The organism is Tamilnaduibacter salinus (assembly GCF_003096655.1).
Classification (GTDB): domain Bacteria; phylum Pseudomonadota; class Gammaproteobacteria; order Pseudomonadales; family Oleiphilaceae; genus Tamilnaduibacter; species Tamilnaduibacter salinus.
In genome coordinates, this window is the sequence record NZ_QEKQ01000004.1 from 199,221 (window position 1) to 215,891 (window position 16,671).

Genomic DNA, 16,671 nt, shown 5'->3' on the forward strand with positions numbered 1-16,671 from the left:
AAACTGCCGCGCTCTCGAAGACTACCTCAATAACATGTTCTTCTGCTGATCCCTTCGTTGCCACCCCACGGGGTGGCTTTTTCGTGGTGCGCTGGACGCCGTCACGACGACAACGCCCGTTGTCTCAGCCCCGCGTGTCTTCCTCATGACCCAACCCCGGGATCGCATCCGCCGGTTGAGTACGCAGCTGGTGCTGCTCTTCCCGGTCCAGGATGCCCTCAATTCGCCCAAGCTGTGCCCGGAGCCCGTCCGAGCGCGTCAGAAGCGCGGTCTCAGGTTGAAATTCGAGTCCGATTGAGTCGTGTCCTCGACGGCTCTGGCGATTGACAACGGTGGCCGTCAGCCGATCAATTCGAATATCGTCGTTGTCCAGGGTCAGGGCCAGCCGGACTTCGACCTGTTCACCTTCAGCGGGACCATCCTGCGGTCGGGCGACCGCCATGCCGTCGCGGGTAAAATCGTACACCGTCAGCGATTGCCAGTGCGACCCACGTCCCCGACGCCACTGGGCAGCCAGTTCGGAAGCGGGAAAGCGCTGGAAACGACGGCGTTCGTTGTCGGATTCGGTCATGCACCTCTACCTTTGTTGTGTTCTGCGCCGGGCAGCGTTGCCGTCTGGTAGCATAGCGGATCGTTTCAGAGGATGACCATTCCCGGAGGCTATGGCGTGTCGGTATCGCTTCATCATCGTGTCGATGGCCAGGGTCCGCCCCTGATCCTGCTCCATGGGTTGTTCGGCTCGCTGGAGAATCTGGGGGGCATTGCCCAGCGGCTGTCGGATCAGTGGCGCGTTCATGCGCTCGACCTGCGCAATCATGGACGTTCGCCCCATAGTGACACCATGGACTATCCGGCCATGGCGGCGGATGTGAAGGCCTACATGGATGACGCCGGACTCGATAGGGCGTCGGTGCTCGGGCACTCCATGGGGGGCAAAGTGGCAATGGAGCTGGCACTGACCTGGCCGCACTCCGTCGATCGTCTGGTGGTGGCCGACATCGCGCCAGTCGCCTATCCCCCCCGTCACGATGCCATCCTCGACGGGCTCATGAGTCTTGATACGGCTGCGCTGCGGTCGCGCCGTGACGCCGACGAACGACTGGCCGAAAAGGTCAGTACCCCCGCCGTGCGGCAGTTTCTGCTGAAAAATCTTGTGCGTCGTCGGGAAGGTGGTTTCGGCTGGCGGATGAACCTGCCGGTCATCGCCGATCAGTACGAGGCGATTGCGGCAGCACCCAGTGCGTCGGGACCGTTTACCCGACCGACACTGTTCATCAAGGGCGCGGCATCCGATTACATCGGGGAGGAGGCCCGGGAGCCCACGACGCGGCTGTTTCCGGCCGCATCATTGCGGATGATTCCCGAAACCGGCCACTGGCTGCATGCGGAAAAGCCGGACCGGTTTGCCAACACGGTCCGGCGGTTCTTGTGCGCCGAGCTGGATCGCCCCTGAGCGCTCAGCGCCGCCAGCGCGACACGGCGGATGACGCCTTCTGCTGACCTGTGTTTTCGGGTGTGAGCATCCCGGGGCTCTGTTAAGCTGTCGACCGACGCCAAGAGAAGGACAGGGGAGGCGAATGCGCTGGATTTTCGGGCTATGCGTTGTGGTGTTCATGGTGCTGGGCGGGTTTCTGCTCACGCCGTCGCCGGTGGACAGCCGCGCGTGGACGCCGCCTGTGGCACCGGGGCTGGACGGAAAGCTGGCGCCGAACGAGCGCCTGCGTCTGGCGGAGTTGCTGGCGAAAGGGCAGGTCACCGGGCCGGAGGATGTGGATGTTGACCAGGCTGGCAGGATCTATGCCGGTCTCAGCGATGGTCGTATTGTCCGGATCTGGCCGGATGGGAAGGTGGAGCGCTGGGTGGATACGGGGGGGCGTCCGCTCGGGCTGGATTTCGACCGACGGGGGAATCTGATTGTCGCGGACGCTTCCCGGGGGCTGATGTCGATTGATCCGGAGGGCAATACCCGCGTTCTGGCCCGCGAGGCCGAGGGTCTTCCTTTCCGGTTTGCAGACGACGTGGATGTCGCCCCGGACGGCCGGATCTACTTCACCGATGCCACCTCCGAGTTCAGCCAGCAGGACTTCCGGCTGGATCTACTGGAAACACGGCCCCACGGCCGTTTGCTGAGGTACGATCCGGCGACCGGCCGAACCGATGTCCTGATCCACAGCCTCTATTTTGCCAATGGCGTGGCTGTGGCCCCGGATGGTGACTTTTTGCTGGTGAACGAGACCTGGCGGTACCGGGTGCTCAAGTACCACCTGAAAGGGCCGAAGGCCGGGACGGCCGAAGTGCTTGTGGAGAACCTGCCGGGCTTCCCGGACGGCGTGTCGGTGGACCGGGAAGGGCGCTTCTGGGTGGCCCTGGCGACGACCCGGAACCGGATGGTCGACGCCGTGCACCCGCATCCCTGGATCAAGGAACAGATTGCGAAACTGCCGGACAGCCTGAAGCCGGCGCCCCGGGATTACGGGCTGGTCCTGGCGATGAACGGCAACGGGGAGGTCCTGACCAGTCTGCACGACACCGACGGTCGCCACCTCAAGGAGATTACCTCGGTGGAGCCGCATCTCGATAAGCTCTACTTCGGCACCCTGCATGGTGATCGGATCGGTCGCCTGTCCATGTCGATCATTCCCGATCTGTCTGCCGGAGATGACGATGACTGACATCCAGTGGGACCGCCGGAAGCCGTTTGTGATGGATATCACTGTGCATCCGTCCGACGTGGACCGGCTCGGCCACGCCAACAATGTCGTCTATGTGCGCTGGCTGGAGGGCGTCAGCTGGTCGCACATTGAGCACCTGGGGATGACCTGGGAGCAGCACGAGGCAACGGGTAAGGCCATGGCGATCACCCGCACGGAGATCGATTATCTGATACCGGCGCAGGCGGGGGATCACCTCAAGCTGGGAACCTGGCTGACCGACTTTGACGGCCGTTTCCGGTCAACCCGCTGCTTTCAGCTGGTACGCGTCGGGGACGGCCGGACGCTGGCCCGGGCCGTTTCCACTCACGCCTGTGTGAGTCTCAGGACCCAGCGCCCGAGCCGGGTGCCGGCGATCTTCGCCGAGGCGCTGTCGTCGGCGTTGATTCGCGACTGATACCACGCTCATTTCTGCGTCGTCTGCTATTCTCCGAGCGGAGAGGCAGGTCCCGTTCTCCGTCCGGTCACGGAGCGTACCGGGTGGCAATCCGAATTCTCTGATGGAGACGATCGTCATGCGCCATATCCAGTATCACCGTTTTGGTGATTCCAGCGTCCTGACTCTGGATGACGCCGCCATTCCGGCGCCCGGGCCCGGCGACGTCTGTCTCCGGGTGGCCGGCGCGGGTCTGAACCCCATCGACTGGAAAACCCGGCAGGGCCTGGGGTTCGCCGCGCGTCAGATCGAAGACTGCTTGCCGTGGACGCCCGGATACGACGTCAGCGGCGTGGTCACGGCCATTGGTGACGGCGTGACCACTCTGGCTGAAGGCGATCGGGTGATGGGCATGATCGGTTTCCCGGGTGAAGGTGGTGGTTACGCCGAGTACGCCGTCGCCTCGGCCGAGGAGCTGGTGCAGGTGCCGGATGAGCTCGACCTGGTCAGCGCCGGAGCCCTGCCGCTGGCAGCCCTGACGGCCTGGCAGGCGCTGTTCGAAATGGCCGACTTGCAGCCGGACCACAAGATCCTGATTCATGCGGCGGCCGGTGGCGTTGGGCATCTGGCCGTGCAGTTCGCCAGAGCCCACGGGGCCCATGTGATTGCCACAGCGTCTGAAGCCAACGGGGATTTTCTCGCCTCACTGGGGGCCGATGAAATTCTCGACTACCGGAAAGATGACGTGGTCGACGAGTGCTACGGGCTGGATGTGGTGCTGGACCTTGTGGGCGGCGATACCGGCAAACGGTCGCTGCACGCCCTGGGTGAGCATGGCGTGCTGGTCACCGTCCCCACGGTCACGGCTGACGACATCATTACCGAGGCTGAGAACCGGGGCCTGAAGGCCCACGGGATGACGGTGCGGCCGGAGGTCTTTCACCTGGAGGAAATCGCCGAGCTGATCGAGGATGGCGATGTGCGACTGCACGTGGACGCCGTTTTCCCCCTGGCCGATGCGGCCCGCGCCCATGAGCGACTCGAAATGGGCCACGGGCGGGGTAAGCTGGTCCTCGACTGCGGCTGATGCCGTCGGCATCAGCCCGGCAGTGCGTTTGATCTGCCCGTCTGGTCTTTCTTCTCTTTCTCGCGTGGATCCCGTGGGGGCTGCGGCGGCACCAGGCTGACCACGACCCATCCCTTTTCCGGCTTCGCTGTCGTGGCTGTCGTGACCGCGTAGATACGGCTGCGCGGGTCCAGATAGAACAGCGTCAGCGCCTGGTTGTCGTACTGTTGTCGGAAATCGCTCAGTTTGAAGCTGTCCGTCAGCTGCGTGCTTTTCACCGTGTACCCTTTGCTCACCATGCTGGCCAGCCGGGCGTAGCTGATGTTGCCGAACAGTCCGCGCGTCTGCTGGATCTTTTCGGCGGTCTGGTGGCGGGCTTTCTGGTCCTGATCGCCCTCTGAAAGGCTGTAGACACTGCCGTTGCCGAAGTGATCCAGGAAGTGGTACGTCGCCAGTGAGTTGAGCTGTTTGTAGGGGGAAATCACCAGCAGGTTGCCGATGCCCGTGAGGTCGAGGTGTGTCTTGGCATGCTCGGACACCGGGTTGCCAAAGTACACGTGCAGATTATCCATCCGTGCCAGGCGCACGTTTTCCCAGTTGGTGTCACACAGGGTGATCGGCACTTCGAGTTTTTTCAGGGCGCGCCCGATTTCGCGGGACACCTGGTTGGCGCCCAGAATCAGAAAGCCGAAATCGGCCGGTTCGGCGACGCCCAGAAGGCGCGCTACCGGGCGGGCTGTCAGGCTCTGGAGTGTGACGGTGGCAATAATCACCATGAACACGAGTGGCACCAGCAGCTCGGCGCTTGTGAAGCCCTGTTCCTGAAGCTGAAACGCGAAAACCGCCGACACCGCCGCGGCGACGATGCCGCGCGGGGCGACCCAGCTCAGGAAAAGCTTCTCCCGCCAGTTGAGCGTGGTCCCGATTGCCGAGAGAAACACGCTGGCCGGGCGGGCGATAAAGATCAGCGCGGCCAGCACCGCCACCAGGCCCCAGCCCAGGGCGCCGATGGCCTCGAATTCCACCCGCGCAGCAAGGATGATGAACAGCGCTGAGATCAGTAGAACGCTGAGCGATTCCTTGAACTCCAGAATGGGCTGGATCGGCACCTGCTTCATGTTGGCCATCCAGATGCCCATCACGGTGACCGTCAGCAGACCCGACTCGTGAGCCAGTTCGTTTGAGACGGCATAGACCCCGAGCATGAATGTCAGGGTGCCGGCGTTATGGAGATACTGCGGCAACAGATGCTTGCGCAGCGCGATCCCGTTGAGCCAGCCTGCTGCGGCCCCCAGAGCCACGCCGATGAAAATCGTTTTACCGAACGTGTACAAAGAGTGGCCAAAGACATTGCCCTGCCCCCAGGAAATAATGCCTTCGAACACCAGAACCGCCAGCAGGGCGCCCACGGGATCAATGATGATGCCTTCCCAGCGAAGGATGTTGGCCAGCTTGGCGGCGGGTTTGACCGAGCGCAGCAGGGGCGCCACCACCGTCGGGCCGGTCACGGTGGAGATCGCCCCAAACAGCAGCGCAATCTCCCAGGATATATCGAGCGTCCAGCGAGCCGCGAGGGTCCCAACGGCCAGCGTGACCACCGAGCCGACCGGGATCAGGTTACGCACCATCTTGCCGTGGCCCTTGATCTCCTGGAAGCGCAGGGTCAGGCTGCCCTCGAAGAGGATGACGGCGACCGCCAGCGAAATCAGCGGAAACAGCAGGTCCCCGAAAAGCGCCCCGGGGTTGAGAAAACCCAATAACGGGCCCGCAGCGATACCGCCGCCCAGCAGCAGCAGAATCGCCGGAACCCGCAGACGCCAGGCAAGCCACTGGCAGAACAGCGATAAAACCCCGATGCTCGCGAGAAGCATGACGATGCTGACGGTCATAATCTAAGTGGGTCCCGGTCGAGAAATGGTTGGATGGGTGGACTCGGTGGTCATTCGGCGTTCGCCTCCCGGGCCAGTCGTGCCAGCAGACGGGAGGCCGCAATCAGCCCAAAGCTGGCCGTAACGGGGCTGGCTGCGCCGAACCCGCTCGCACAGTCCAGTCGGGCTGGACCGGCCGAGTCCGGTTTCTGGTGGCAAGTGCCGCCATCGCCGGTCGGGTAGGTCAGCTGCTCCATAGAATACACCGCTTCAACGCCGAACCGGCGTTTGGGATTGCGTGAAAAACCATACTCCCGGCGCAGGTGGTTCCGGACCTTGGCGAGCAGCGGATCCTGAGTGGTCCGGCTCAGATCAGCCACCTGAATTCGTGTGGGGTCCATCTGCCCGCCCGCCCCGCCGGCACATACCAGCGGTATCCGGCGTCGACGGCAGTGGGCGATCAAGGCGCCTTTGGCGTTCACGCTGTCGATGGCATCCACCACTCCGTCCAGCTCTGGATGAATCAGGTTGTCGACGTTGCGCGGCGTCACGAAGCCAAAATGGGCGGTAATGCGCAGTTCCGGGTTGATGGCGATCAACCGGTCATGCAGTGCATCCGTTTTGGCCCGTCCGTACTCGCCGGCCAGCGCATGCAGTTGGCGGTTCGTGTTGGAGACGCAGACATCGTCCATGTCAATCAGTGTCAGGGCGCCAATGCCGCTCCGGGCCAGTGATTCCGCGGCCCAGGAGCCCACGCCGCCGAGTCCGGCAATCGCCACGTGGGCGCTCCGGAAACGCGCGAGAGCGGCCCGGCCATACAGCCGCTCAATGCCGCCAAAACGGAACTGGAAGTCGTCCGCCGTCATGAGATTGACCTGATGCCCCGTCCGGTTCATTCATTGACTGATCGCTTGACGCTGCGGCCACTGGCCAGGGCGTCAGCTCCCCGGATGTGGTTGTTCCACACCAAGGCCAGACACTGGTCCGTGAATCAGAGCGGCGATTGTACCTGAGAAGGCACTGTAGAACAGCGGTGCGCTGAGATGAAACGTGAACATCATGACGATGGGAGTGATTCGATACAGGAGCGAAAGGGAAAAAAGGCCACGCCAAGAAGGCGTGGCCTGACAGGCAGTGGCCCGCCCGGGACAGAGCGGACCGGATTAGTTCAGAGACACTAATCTGCCAGCCCTATTCTCCACACCGGGGCGACTTGCGGAAGGGGGCGAAGGGCCACCGGCGTGTCATATCCGGCCATCATCATCAGACCGCCCACTGATCGTCCTCCAGGGCCATCAGGGAGGCCTTGCCATCGCGGATGTCGGCCAGCAGCCAGTCGATCTCCGGCAGAAGCTTGTCGAAGTAGTACTGCGCCGACGTTTGCTTGGCCTTCAGCAAATCCGTCTGGCCGGCTCCGGCATCGAGCAGTCGCTGAGCTGTGGTGGCCTGACGGCTCCAGAGGTACGCGATGACGGTCAGCGCGGTCAGCCGGAGATACGGGGTTGCCGCCGCTCCGACCTGTTCGGGATCGCTGGGGCCGTTTTCGCCGATCCAGGTGGTGGCCTTTTCGAGCGTTCTGATGGCGTGCTTGAGGCCTTCGCGGTGCGCCGCATCCTCATGGTCACTCAGGAAGCCGGTCATGGTCTTGAACAGGTTGCGGATCAGCCGACCGTTCTTCAGCGCCAGCTTCCGTCCGGCCAGGTCCATGGCCTGAATGCCGTTGGTGCCCTCATAAATGCGGGCGATACGGCCGTCTCGAACGAGCTGTTCGATCGGCCAGTCGGTGGTAAATCCAGCGCCGCCAAGCACCTGCAGGCCGGTGTTGGCGTTGTTGAAGCCCTCATCGGTGAGGAATGCCTTCACGACCGGGGTCAGGATCTGCACGAGATCGTCCGCCGATTCCCGTACGGACTCATCGGGGTGGGCAATGGAGAGATCCAGCTGCTGGCCGGCGAACAGTGCCAGCGCGCGCATCCCTTCGTTCAACACCTTCTGGCGCATCAGCATGCGGCGAACGTCCGGATGGACCAGGACCGGATCGGCCGCCCCGTCCGGGTTTTTTGGCCCGGACAGCGACCGGCTCTGCAAGCGCTCCCTGGCGAACCCGAGGCTTTCCTGGAAGGCAGTCTCGGCCAGCCCCAGGCCCTGCATGCCGACCATCAGCCGCGCCTCGTTCATCATCGTGAACATCTGGCGCATGCCATCGTGAGGCTGGCCGACCAGCCAACCTTTCGCGCCCTCAAAATTCATGACGCAGGTGGCCGAGCCCTTGATACCCATCTTGTGTTCGAGGCCGCCACACCAGGCCGGATTGCGCTCGCCGGTTTCCGGTAACACCTTGGGGACAACAAACAGAGAGATGCCCTTGGTGCCTTTCGGGGCGTCCGGCAGCTTGGCCAATACCAGGTGCACGATGTTGTCGGTGAGGTCATGCTCGCCGCCCGTGATCCAGATTTTCGTGCCCTCGATCCGGTAGCTGCCATCGTCGGCCGGGGTCGCCTTGGTCCGGATCAGGCCCAGGTCCGTCCCGCACTGTGGTTCGGTCAGACACATGGTGCCGGTCCACTCACCGGAGATCAGTTTCTCGAGATAGGTGTCCTTGAGCGCGTCGGAACCGTGTTCATGAAGTGCAGAAATGGCGCCATGGGTCAGTCCCGGATACATACCCAGTGACAGGTTGGATGAGCACATCATCTCATCGACGACGAACTTGAGGGTGTGGGGCAGTCCCTGGCCGCCGTAGGCCACCGGGGCATCCAATGCGGTCCAGCCTCCTTCCACAAACTGCCGGTAAGCCTCTTTGAACCCTGTGGGCGTTGTTACCGAGGCCGTTTCGGGATGAAACTGGCAACCCTCCGTATCGCCCGGGCGGTTGGTGGGCTGGATGACCTCTGCCGCGACGCGTCCGGCTTCCTCAAGAATCGCGTCAATCAGGTCCGGGGTGGCTTCGGAATAGTTGGGCAGTTCGTGGAGCTGATTCACGCCCAGAACATCGTTGAGCAGAAATCGGATGTCATTGAGCGGTGCCTGATAACTCATTCGTGACTCTCCCGTTGTGTGGGTTATGCGATTGGCTTACCAGAGTCATACGCTCGTTTAATTCGGTTGGTTTAGTGGTTGGTCGGTGGGCGACCCGCAAACGTAAGTCCTGGTGGGCGAACCGGGGAAGGAGAGAGGAGCATGCGCAATATCATCGTGGCCGGTGCCAGTGGGGCGATCGGTGAGGCACTGGTCAGGCAGCTGGCCGGTCAGGGAGACGTGCACGTCTGGGCGCTGTGTCGTCAGCCAAGGGGGTGGCTGGCGAATGAACCGGACCACGTGACGATTCTGGACTGGGAGGCCAGTTCGATGGATCTGGGGAGTCGTCTGGCCGATCGGTGGGGGCGTTCGTTTCGGATCGATGGCGTGATCTACGCAGCCGGACTGCTCCACGATGAGACCATGAGCCCGGAAAAGCGTCTGGAGGAGCTGTCCCCCGACGCTCTTCAGCGAGCATTCGTCGCCAATGCATCCGGCTTTTTGTTGCTCGTGCAGTCACTGATGCCCTGGCTGTCCCACCGGGGTCTGAAGCGACTCATGGCGGTATCCGCGAAGGTGGGCTCAATCGGTGATAACGGCATGGGCGGCTGGTATGCCTACCGGGCCTCGAAAGCGGCGCTGAACATGATGGTGCGTACCCTGTCCATTGAGCTGCATCGTCGGGCACGCCCGGTTGCCTGCGTGGCCGTCCATCCGGGCACGACGTATTCACCGCTCAGTGAGCCGTTTCAGCAGTCACTGGCAAAACTGCCCGTGAGATCGGCGGCTGAAACGGCACAGAGCCTGCTGGCGCTCTGGGACCGGCTGGACCCCGCGTGGAACGGGCAGTTCGTGAGTTGGGATGGCTCGCCTCTTCCGTGGTGAAAGAGGCGGGCCTCGCCAGTGTCCCGTCTGGTTAATTCGTTGACCTACTGCGCACCGCTGACGCCTCTGGCCAAGGCGCCAGCCCGCCGGTGTGGTGGTTCCACATCAAGGGGTGGCAACGCAGGTCCAGAGGCGTCAGCGGTGCGCCCTCCGGGAACGCCTGAACGCTTTGATAGCGGTGTTGCGGCAGCTCGATTTGGAACCACCAAACCTTCGCTACCGCGCCTTGCTCCCAAAGCGTTCAGGCGCTCAGTAGATCAGCGAATTAACCAGACGGGACACTAGCGAATAAACGGGTTTAGCACCCGGCTGAACGTTCCGGTCAATTTCAGGGGGGCGGTCAATACCGACAGAGTGATGCAGTCGTCGCCTTCCAGGGCCACCGGCTTATGGGTGTCGTGGTTGTCCAGCGTGACGAAGTCCCACTGGCCAAACACGCCATTGTTGTCGGCGAATGCCCCCTGCAGGACCAGTGTGGTTTCCCGGCCACGATGGGTATGCTCAAGAGCCTTACCGCCGGCGGTCAGCTTCTGGAGCACAACCCGGTCGTGCTGATCGGGAAACAGGTGAGTGATGTCCATGACGCTGACGTCCGCAAGCTGCCGTTTCCAGGGCAGATCGTTGATGTCGCTCTCCAGCATGCGCTCAAGCGCATTGCTGTACGCGGTCCGGACCTTTGGCTCCGTGTGCACTTCCAGGTCGGTCGCGGTCTCGGTATCGATGCGCCCCAGAATGCGCTCGAACATGTCATCGTTTACGTCAGCACTGGGTTGGGACTCCATCATGACGGCGCCCAGACTGTCCAGCGTATCCACCTGGCTGCGACAGTGGGCGCACTGATCGAGGTGAAGGCGAATGCACAGCGCATAAGGCTCGCTGAGGTTGCCCGCGCTGTACTCCATCAGGGTATGCGTGTCGGGATGATGCTGTGTCATGCCGAGGAATCCTGCAGGATGACCTTGAGTTTGTTCAGTGCCAGGCGGACACGACTTTTGACGGTGCCCAGGGGAATGCCCAGCTCATCGGCAACCGACTGGTGGGACTTGTCTTCCATATACACCTTGGCAATCACGGTGATCTGGTCTTCCGGCAGATGCCTGAGCGAATCGCGAACGCGGCGTTCGGACATCAGCCGATGGAGAGAGGTGACCGGCTCGTTTTCGTTCTCACCGGGAATCTGCCAGAGCTCTTCGGTTTCGACCGGCGTTTCCCGGCTGGTCCGGCGCATCTTGCGAAGCATGTCGATGCGCTGGTTCCGGGCGATGGTGAAAATCCAGGTCGATGCCGCCGCCTTGCGCCAGTCATACGTCGAAGACCGTCGCCAGATGGAGACGAACACCTCCTGGACCAGCTCCTCGGCATGACTCGAGAGGCCATTGGCGAGGGCGTAGTACTTGATCTGCGGCCCGAAGTGCTCGAACAGCTCTCTATAGGCGCTCCGGTCCTGATGCCGGCCGACCCGCTCCAGGAGCTGACTCCAGGGGTCTTTTCGGCCTTCAGCACGGGCGTTTCCCCGCGTCGGATTGGACACTGAACGCTCCTTGGTGATCACGTTTTGGACTGCTGCCGTTTCCGCCATGATAAGCACTCGCCGTGTTTTTGTCAGTTCCATTCACATACGGCAGCAAGCTGTTCCCGGATCACATGTCCGGGGCAAGATAGGTGTACGCGCCCAGCCCCTTTCGGACGGTGTCGAAAAGCGTGCGCCTCTCCAGATCGGACAGAGTGCTGGCCTCCAAGCGATGCCGGTATCGGTCCAGCAACACCTCCGGGTCGAAGTTGACGTAGCGTAGAACGTCGGCAACCGTATCGCCCGCGGCCAGATGCCGGACCTCCCAGTCTCCTTCGGCAGGGCATGACACGTCTACGGAGCTGGTGTCGCCAAACAGGTTGTGCATGTCTCCTAGAATCTCCTGATAGGCCCCGACCAGGAAGAATCCCAGCAGCATGGGTTCGCCGGGAGTGTCGGCGGGCAGAGGCAGGGTGCTTTCGATGTTCTGGTCCTCGACATAGCGATCCATGCGGCCGTCCGAGTCGCAGGTCATGTCCCGGATCAGAGCCCGCCGGGTCAGGGGCCGGTCGAGACCGGTAATGGGCAGTACCGGAAAAATCTGATCGATGCCCCAGACATCGGGCAGTGACTGGAACAGAGAGAAATTGACGAACAGCCGGTCAGCGAGTTTTTCGTTGAGTTCGTCCAGCAAATCGCGCTGGGCGCGGTTGCCCGGGTCCAACTGGCGTGCCAGCGCCTGACAGCAGGCGCGGTAAAGCTCTTCTGAGCGGGCTCGTTCGGCCAGAGTGAGTGTGCCATGGACGAAGCCGGCCTGAACGTCGTCCATGGCATGGAGCACGTCGTGGTAAAGCTCAACCAGAGATCGCTGCCGCCCGGTCTCCGTTAGCCGGGAGAGGCTGCGCGTCAGCTCCTGAACGGGTGTCGGGTCGCGCTCACCGGCCGGTGCAGGTTCGGCGTCGTCCGAGGCTTCGCGGTCCACCACATTGGTGATCAGAACGGCGTGATGGGCGGTCAGTGCCCGGCCGGACTCGCTGATCAGATCCGGGTGGGGCAGGTTCTGCTGGTCGCACGCCGTCTGCAGGATGTGAATGACGTTTGCCGCGTACTCGTCCATGCTGTAGTTCATGGAACAGGCGCTGCGCGAGCCGGTGCCCTCGTAGTCGATGCCCAGGCCGCCGCCGATATCCACGGTGGAGACCGGGACGCCCATCGCTCTGAGTTCGGTATAGAAACGGGCGCATTCACGCAGGCCGGTCTGGATGTCGCGGATGTTGGCAATCTGCGACCCCAGATGAAAGTGCAGCATCTGGAGGGATGACAACCGGTTCTCGCCCTTCAGTGCGTCGATCATGGCCATGACCTGGCTGGCGGACAGGCCGAACTTGGATTTTTCTCCGCCTGTGTTCTGCCAATTGCCCTGGCTGATGGTGGCGAGGCGCGCCCGGACCCCGATCAGCGGCTCGACACCGAGGGCATCGGCCTGTTCGAGGATGAGTGGCAGCTCGGAGGGTTTTTCCACCACAATGAATACGCGGTGGCCGAGTTTTTGGCCAATCAGGGCGAGGTGGATGTACTCGCGGTCCTTGTAGCCGTTGCAGATGATCAGGGTGCCCGTGGCCGGTGCCATGGCCATTACGGCCAGCAGTTCCGGCTTGCTGCCCGCCTCGAGTCCCACCTGACCGTGTTTTGCGGCGGGCTCCGCCCGGACAATCTCCTCCACAACGTGGCGTTGCTGATTGACCTTGATCGGATAGACGGCCGCGTAGTGCCCTTGATAATGAGTCTTCTGGGCGGCTCTGTTGAACGCGGTGCAGAGCCGGTTGACGCGGTCGTGAAGGATGTCGCTAAAGCGCACGAGAACGGGCAGGCGCACACCCTCGTTCTGCAGCCGTCGTGCCAGATCCGGAAGGCTGACGGACAGGTCGTTGCTGTTGCGATGGGGGCGGATACGAACCTCGCCCGCATCGCCAATGGCCAGGTAACCGTCGCTCCACTGGGCGATGTTATACAGGCGTCGGGCGCGCTCGACGTGGGATTCAGTCATCAGAAGCGGTTCCTTGGCTGAGTGTTCAGGGATCATCGTACAATAACCGATAAAGCAGCCGGTTATGATATGGGCGGGAGGAAAACAGCATGCCATCACTCGACGACCAGTGGTTCACGGAAGTCTTTCAGGACGAGGGCACCGCTTTCTCGCTGAAAGTCACACGCAAGCTGCATGAAGAGCAGACGCCCTATCAGCACGCCGAGATCTATGAAACGGAGACCTTCGGCAACCTGATGGTGCTCGATGGCTGCGTGATGCTCTCCAGTCGCGACAACTTTCTCTATCACGAAATGATGGCGCATCCGGCCCTGTTCACACACCGCAACCCCCGTCGTGTTGCGATTATTGGCGGCGGGGACTGCGGCACTCTGCGCGAGGTGTTGCGCCACCCGGACGTCGAGGAAGTCTGGCAGGTGGACATTGACGAGCGCGTTACCCGTCTGTCCGAAACCTGGTTTCCTGAGTTGTGTGAAGCGAACGAAGATCCCCGGGCGCACTTCTTTTTTGGCGATGGTGTGGCCTGGATAAAAGACGCCGTCCCGGACCGCTTCGACGTCATCATCATCGACAGCACCGATCCGGTTGGGCCCGCGGAGGGGTTGTTCTCTGCTGAGTTCTACCGGGACTGCCATGTGGCGCTGGGGGATAGCGGCATTCTTGTCCAGCAGAGTGAGTCGCCATTGTTGCACACCAGATCGATCATCCAGTCGATGCACCGGGACATGAGAGAGGCGGGCCTCTCTCACGTTCATACCCTGCCGTTCCCGCAACCGGTTTACCCCACGGGGTGGTGGAGCTGCACCCTGGCAAGCCACGACAACCCGCTGGTGTACTTCCGTGAAGAGGATGCGGCCGAGCGCCCATTCGTCACCCGTTATTACAATGAGTCGATTCACCGCGGAGCCCTGGCACAGCCACAGTTCATGCGTGATCAACTGGAGGGTTGAGGCGCCGGTGTGATGCGGGTCAGACATCGCCCCTGACAAGGGGTGACACCCTGTCTACACTGCCGAAAGAGTGGTCAAAAACCAGGCAGTTGTGTCAGGGGTGGATCATGGATGTCAGGCAGGGCGAATCGGAAAAGAACTGGTTCCGCAGCGACCGGTTCAGTTGCGTGAACGGCGAGTGGTTTTTTGAGACACGGGAAGGCGCCATTGAGGGGCCGTTCGGCTCCCAGCGGGAGGCGGAGAACGCGTTGCTGTTGTATCTGCGACACGTCGAGGATGACCTGGTCTCCCGGCAGATGGCAGCCGATTCCGGCGAATGAGACGGATCGTCTGTCGGCCAGGCGCAAAAAAAGGGCAACCCGTAGGTTGCCCTTTTTTCGTTCGGTGGAGTGGTTCGTTACTTGGCGCTGACGAACTCCGGATAGGCTTCCATGCCGCATTCGGACAGGTCGACGCCTTCGTACTCGTCCTCTTCGCTGACCCGGATGCCCATGACCGCCTTGAGAATGCCCCAGACAATCAGACTGGTGACGAAGACCCAGATGAAGATGGTCAGGGCACCGACAATCTGGCCGCCGAAGCTGGCACCGCCGTTGGTGACCGGGACCAGCAGCAGGCCGAGCAGACCGCAGACGCCGTGGACCGAGATGGCACCGACCGGATCGTCAACGCGGATCTTGTCGAAGAACACGATGCTGAAGACCACCAGCACACCACCCAGGGCACCGAAGATCAGCGCCTGCAGCGCACTCGGCGTGGACGGCTCGGCTGTGATGACCACCAGACCGGCGAGGGCGCCGTTCAGGAGCATGGTCAGGTCGGCCTTGCCGAACATCAGGCGGGCTGTGATCAGTGCCGCGATCGCGCCGCCGGCCGCTGCCGCGTTGGTGTTCAGAAAGACCATGGCGACGGAGTGCGCGCTGGCCACATCACCGAGCTTCAGGACGGAGCCGCCGTTGAAGCCGAACCAGCCCATCCACAGGATGAACGTACCCAGCGTGGCGAGCGGCAGGTTGGCACCCGGGAACGCCCGGATTTCGCCGTTCGGCCCATATTTGCCTTTACGCGCACCCAGCAGGATGACGCCGGCGAGGGCGGCGGCGGCACCGGCCATGTGAACGATGCCGGAGCCGGCAAAGTCACTGAAGCCGAGCTCGCCCAGCGAGTACATGCCGAAGACGGACGCACCGCCCCAGGTCCATGCGCCTTCCATCGGGTAGATGAAGCCGGTCAGCGCGACGGCGAAGATGAGGAAGGCCCAGAGCTTCATGCGCTCGGCGACCGCACCGGAGACGATGGACATGGCGGTTGCTACGAACACGACCTGGAAGAAGAAGTCGGACGCACCGGAGTAGATGGAGCCGCCGGTGAAGTCACCGCGCTCTGCAAAGCTGCCGAGCACGCCATCCACGTCGACGCTGCCCATGCCGGCGAGGAATGCGTTACCGCCATACATGATGGCGTAGCCACACACCAGATACATGGTGCACGCGATTGCGTACAGGGCCACGTTCTTGGTGAGGATTTCTGTGGTGTTCTTGGAGCGCACGAGACCGGATTCGAGCATGGCAAAGCCTGCTGCCATCCACATCACTAATGCGCCGCAGATCAGGAAATAAAAGGTATCTATTGCGTATTGCAAGTGAAAAACACTGGTTTCCATGGTGAGCCCTCCGCACAAGGCCTATCTGGAATGAATGATTCTTTTGCGTTGGCGTCCGGGGTCGTGCCTAGACCGCTTCTTCGTCGGTTTCGCCGGTCCGGATGCGCATGGCCTGTTCCAGCTGGGTGACGAAGATCTTGCCGTCGCCGATCTTGCCGGTGTTAGCCGCCTTGGAAATGGACTCGATGACCTGATCCAGCAGGCTGTCACCGATGGCCACCTCAACCTTGACCTTGGGCAGGAAGTCCACGACGTATTCCGCACCCCGATAGAGCTCGGTGTGCCCCTTCTGACGGCCGAAGCCTTTCACCTCAGTCACCGTCACGCCCTGAACGCCAATCTCGGACAGTGCCTCGCGGACATCGTCGAGCTTGAAGGGCTTGATGATTGCAGTCACAAGTTTCATTGCTGTCTCCTCGTTAAAGCCGTCTCAATCGGATTGAGTCCGGGATACTGCGACCTCGCACACAATGTGTGCGGAGTGCGTACGAGGTCGAAAGCATCGGTTGTGCCAACGCAAAAAAATCGATTCGAATCAGTGCTTTGGTTTTGCGGTGCCCTCATTTCGGGCAGCTTT

The 16,671-nt window shown here is 62.1% G+C and carries 16 protein-coding genes; 7 read left to right on the top strand and 9 right to left on the bottom strand.

Translation table 11 applies throughout. From position 1 onward, the window contains the following. Positions 1 to 124 precede the first annotated feature (124 nt). The gene (locus C8D92_RS07705) at positions 125 to 571 is read right to left on the bottom strand and encodes a PilZ domain-containing protein (RefSeq protein WP_095611500.1); all 447 of its coding nucleotides are present in this window, start codon (positions 569 to 571) and stop codon (positions 125 to 127) included. A 96-nt stretch (positions 572 to 667) separates the two neighbouring features. Here C8D92_RS07705 and C8D92_RS07710 point away from each other — a divergent pair, with 96 nt between their 5' ends. The 4 genes from C8D92_RS07710 to C8D92_RS07725 all read left to right on the top strand — a co-directional run bounded on the left by C8D92_RS07710 (position 668) and on the right by C8D92_RS07725 (position 4,174). After that, positions 668 to 1,453 carry an alpha/beta fold hydrolase gene (locus tag C8D92_RS07710; protein ID WP_116919051.1) on the top strand — a complete coding sequence of 262 codons (786 nt, stop codon included), beginning with the start codon at positions 668 to 670 and terminating at the stop codon, positions 1,451 to 1,453. Positions 1,454 to 1,577: 124 nt separating this feature from the next. Beyond that, positions 1,578 to 2,672 (top strand): SMP-30/gluconolactonase/LRE family protein, encoded by a 1,095-nt coding sequence (locus tag C8D92_RS07715; RefSeq protein ID WP_116918974.1) that lies wholly within the window; start codon positions 1,578 to 1,580, stop codon positions 2,670 to 2,672. Next, positions 2,659 to 3,108 (top strand): acyl-CoA thioesterase, encoded by a 450-nt coding sequence (locus C8D92_RS07720; RefSeq protein ID WP_116918975.1) that lies wholly within the window; start codon positions 2,659 to 2,661, stop codon positions 3,106 to 3,108. The genes C8D92_RS07715 and C8D92_RS07720 overlap by 14 nt, the downstream gene beginning before the upstream one ends. A 118-nt stretch (positions 3,109 to 3,226) precedes the next feature. Then, a complete protein-coding gene (locus tag C8D92_RS07725; RefSeq protein WP_423837074.1) occupies positions 3,227 to 4,174 on the top strand; it encodes an NADP-dependent oxidoreductase in 948 nt (315 codons plus the stop codon). An 11-nt stretch (positions 4,175 to 4,185) separates the two neighbouring features. Here C8D92_RS07725 and C8D92_RS07730 read toward each other — a convergent pair whose 3' ends face one another. From C8D92_RS07730 to C8D92_RS07740, 3 genes are all read right to left on the bottom strand, one after another. Further along, positions 4,186 to 6,042: a cation:proton antiporter gene (locus tag C8D92_RS07730; protein ID WP_116918977.1), complete on the bottom strand. Its 1,857-nt coding sequence runs from the start codon at positions 6,040 to 6,042 to the stop codon at positions 4,186 to 4,188. 50 nt (positions 6,043 to 6,092) lie between these two features. Beyond that, positions 6,093 to 6,887 (bottom strand): tRNA cyclic N6-threonylcarbamoyladenosine(37) synthase TcdA, encoded by a 795-nt coding sequence (gene tcdA, locus C8D92_RS07735; protein ID WP_207775143.1) that lies wholly within the window; start codon positions 6,885 to 6,887, stop codon positions 6,093 to 6,095. Between the two features lie 397 nt (positions 6,888 to 7,284). After that, a complete protein-coding gene (locus C8D92_RS07740) occupies positions 7,285 to 9,060 on the bottom strand; it encodes an acyl-CoA dehydrogenase C-terminal domain-containing protein (protein ID WP_116918979.1) in 1,776 nt (591 codons plus the stop codon). Between the two features lie 141 nt (positions 9,061 to 9,201). On the opposite strand from C8D92_RS07740, the gene C8D92_RS07745 reads away from it, so the two are divergent. Continuing rightward, a complete protein-coding gene (locus C8D92_RS07745) occupies positions 9,202 to 9,924 on the top strand; it encodes an SDR family oxidoreductase (RefSeq protein WP_116918980.1) in 723 nt (240 codons plus the stop codon). A 281-nt stretch (positions 9,925 to 10,205) separates the two neighbouring features. Here C8D92_RS07745 and C8D92_RS07750 read toward each other — a convergent pair whose 3' ends face one another. The 3 genes from C8D92_RS07750 to speA all read right to left on the bottom strand — a co-directional run bounded on the left by C8D92_RS07750 (position 10,206) and on the right by speA (position 13,481). Next, positions 10,206 to 10,859, bottom strand: a complete 654-nt coding sequence (locus C8D92_RS07750) for a ChrR family anti-sigma-E factor (protein WP_116918981.1) — start codon at positions 10,857 to 10,859, stop codon at positions 10,206 to 10,208. Beyond that, the gene (locus tag C8D92_RS07755) at positions 10,856 to 11,503 is read right to left on the bottom strand and encodes a sigma-70 family RNA polymerase sigma factor (RefSeq protein WP_095611509.1); all 648 of its coding nucleotides are present in this window, start codon (positions 11,501 to 11,503) and stop codon (positions 10,856 to 10,858) included. The genes C8D92_RS07750 and C8D92_RS07755 overlap by 4 nt, the downstream gene beginning before the upstream one ends. A gap of 61 nt (positions 11,504 to 11,564) precedes the next feature. Then, positions 11,565 to 13,481, bottom strand: coding sequence for a biosynthetic arginine decarboxylase (gene speA, locus C8D92_RS07760; protein WP_116918982.1), 1,917 nt, complete (start codon positions 13,479 to 13,481; stop codon positions 11,565 to 11,567). 89 nt (positions 13,482 to 13,570) lie between these two features. Between speA and speE the strand changes: the two genes are divergently transcribed. Continuing rightward, the gene (gene speE, locus C8D92_RS07765; RefSeq protein WP_095611511.1) at positions 13,571 to 14,431 is read left to right on the top strand and encodes a polyamine aminopropyltransferase; all 861 of its coding nucleotides are present in this window, start codon (positions 13,571 to 13,573) and stop codon (positions 14,429 to 14,431) included. A gap of 107 nt (positions 14,432 to 14,538) precedes the next feature. After that, complete coding sequence (locus tag C8D92_RS07770) at positions 14,539 to 14,751, top strand: DUF6316 family protein (RefSeq protein ID WP_095611512.1); 213 nt, start codon at positions 14,539 to 14,541, stop codon at positions 14,749 to 14,751. A gap of 77 nt (positions 14,752 to 14,828) precedes the next feature. Here C8D92_RS07770 and C8D92_RS07775 read toward each other — a convergent pair whose 3' ends face one another. Together C8D92_RS07775 and glnK are read right to left on the bottom strand one after the other, a co-directional pair. Then, complete coding sequence (locus C8D92_RS07775) at positions 14,829 to 16,094, bottom strand: ammonium transporter (RefSeq protein ID WP_095611514.1); 1,266 nt, start codon at positions 16,092 to 16,094, stop codon at positions 14,829 to 14,831. 67 nt (positions 16,095 to 16,161) lie between these two features. After that, positions 16,162 to 16,500 carry a P-II family nitrogen regulator gene (glnK, locus tag C8D92_RS07780; protein WP_095611515.1) on the bottom strand — a complete coding sequence of 113 codons (339 nt, stop codon included), beginning with the start codon at positions 16,498 to 16,500 and terminating at the stop codon, positions 16,162 to 16,164. Positions 16,501 to 16,671: the final 171 nt, after the last annotated feature.

Bases quoted from the DNA above. Each gene is read 5' to 3' on its own strand.
- C8D92_RS07705 (WP_095611500.1), bottom strand. From the start codon at position 571: ATGACCGAATCCGACAACGAACGCCGTCGTTTCCAGCGCTTTCCCGCT.
- C8D92_RS07715 (WP_116918974.1), top strand. From the start codon at position 1,578: ATGCGCTGGATTTTCGGGCTATGCGTTGTGGTGTTCATGGTGCTGGGC.
- C8D92_RS07720 (WP_116918975.1), top strand. From the start codon at position 2,659: ATGACGATGACTGACATCCAGTGGGACCGCCGGAAGCCGTTTGTGATG.
- C8D92_RS07725 (WP_423837074.1), top strand. From the start codon at position 3,227: ATGCGCCATATCCAGTATCACCGTTTTGGTGATTCCAGCGTCCTGACT.
- C8D92_RS07730 (WP_116918977.1), bottom strand. From the start codon at position 6,042: ATGACCGTCAGCATCGTCATGCTTCTCGCGAGCATCGGGGTTTTATCG.
- tcdA (WP_207775143.1), bottom strand. From the start codon at position 6,887: ATGACGGCGGACGACTTCCAGTTCCGTTTTGGCGGCATTGAGCGGCTG.
- C8D92_RS07740 (WP_116918979.1), bottom strand. From the start codon at position 9,060: ATGAGTTATCAGGCACCGCTCAATGACATCCGATTTCTGCTCAACGAT.
- C8D92_RS07745 (WP_116918980.1), top strand. From the start codon at position 9,202: ATGCGCAATATCATCGTGGCCGGTGCCAGTGGGGCGATCGGTGAGGCA.
- C8D92_RS07750 (WP_116918981.1), bottom strand. From the start codon at position 10,859: ATGACACAGCATCATCCCGACACGCATACCCTGATGGAGTACAGCGCG.
- C8D92_RS07755 (WP_095611509.1), bottom strand. From the start codon at position 11,503: ATGGCGGAAACGGCAGCAGTCCAAAACGTGATCACCAAGGAGCGTTCA.
- speA (WP_116918982.1), bottom strand. From the start codon at position 13,481: ATGACTGAATCCCACGTCGAGCGCGCCCGACGCCTGTATAACATCGCC.
- speE (WP_095611511.1), top strand. From the start codon at position 13,571: ATGCCATCACTCGACGACCAGTGGTTCACGGAAGTCTTTCAGGACGAG.
- C8D92_RS07770 (WP_095611512.1), top strand. From the start codon at position 14,539: ATGGATGTCAGGCAGGGCGAATCGGAAAAGAACTGGTTCCGCAGCGAC.
- C8D92_RS07775 (WP_095611514.1), bottom strand. From the start codon at position 16,094: ATGGAAACCAGTGTTTTTCACTTGCAATACGCAATAGATACCTTTTAT.
- glnK (WP_095611515.1), bottom strand. From the start codon at position 16,500: ATGAAACTTGTGACTGCAATCATCAAGCCCTTCAAGCTCGACGATGTC.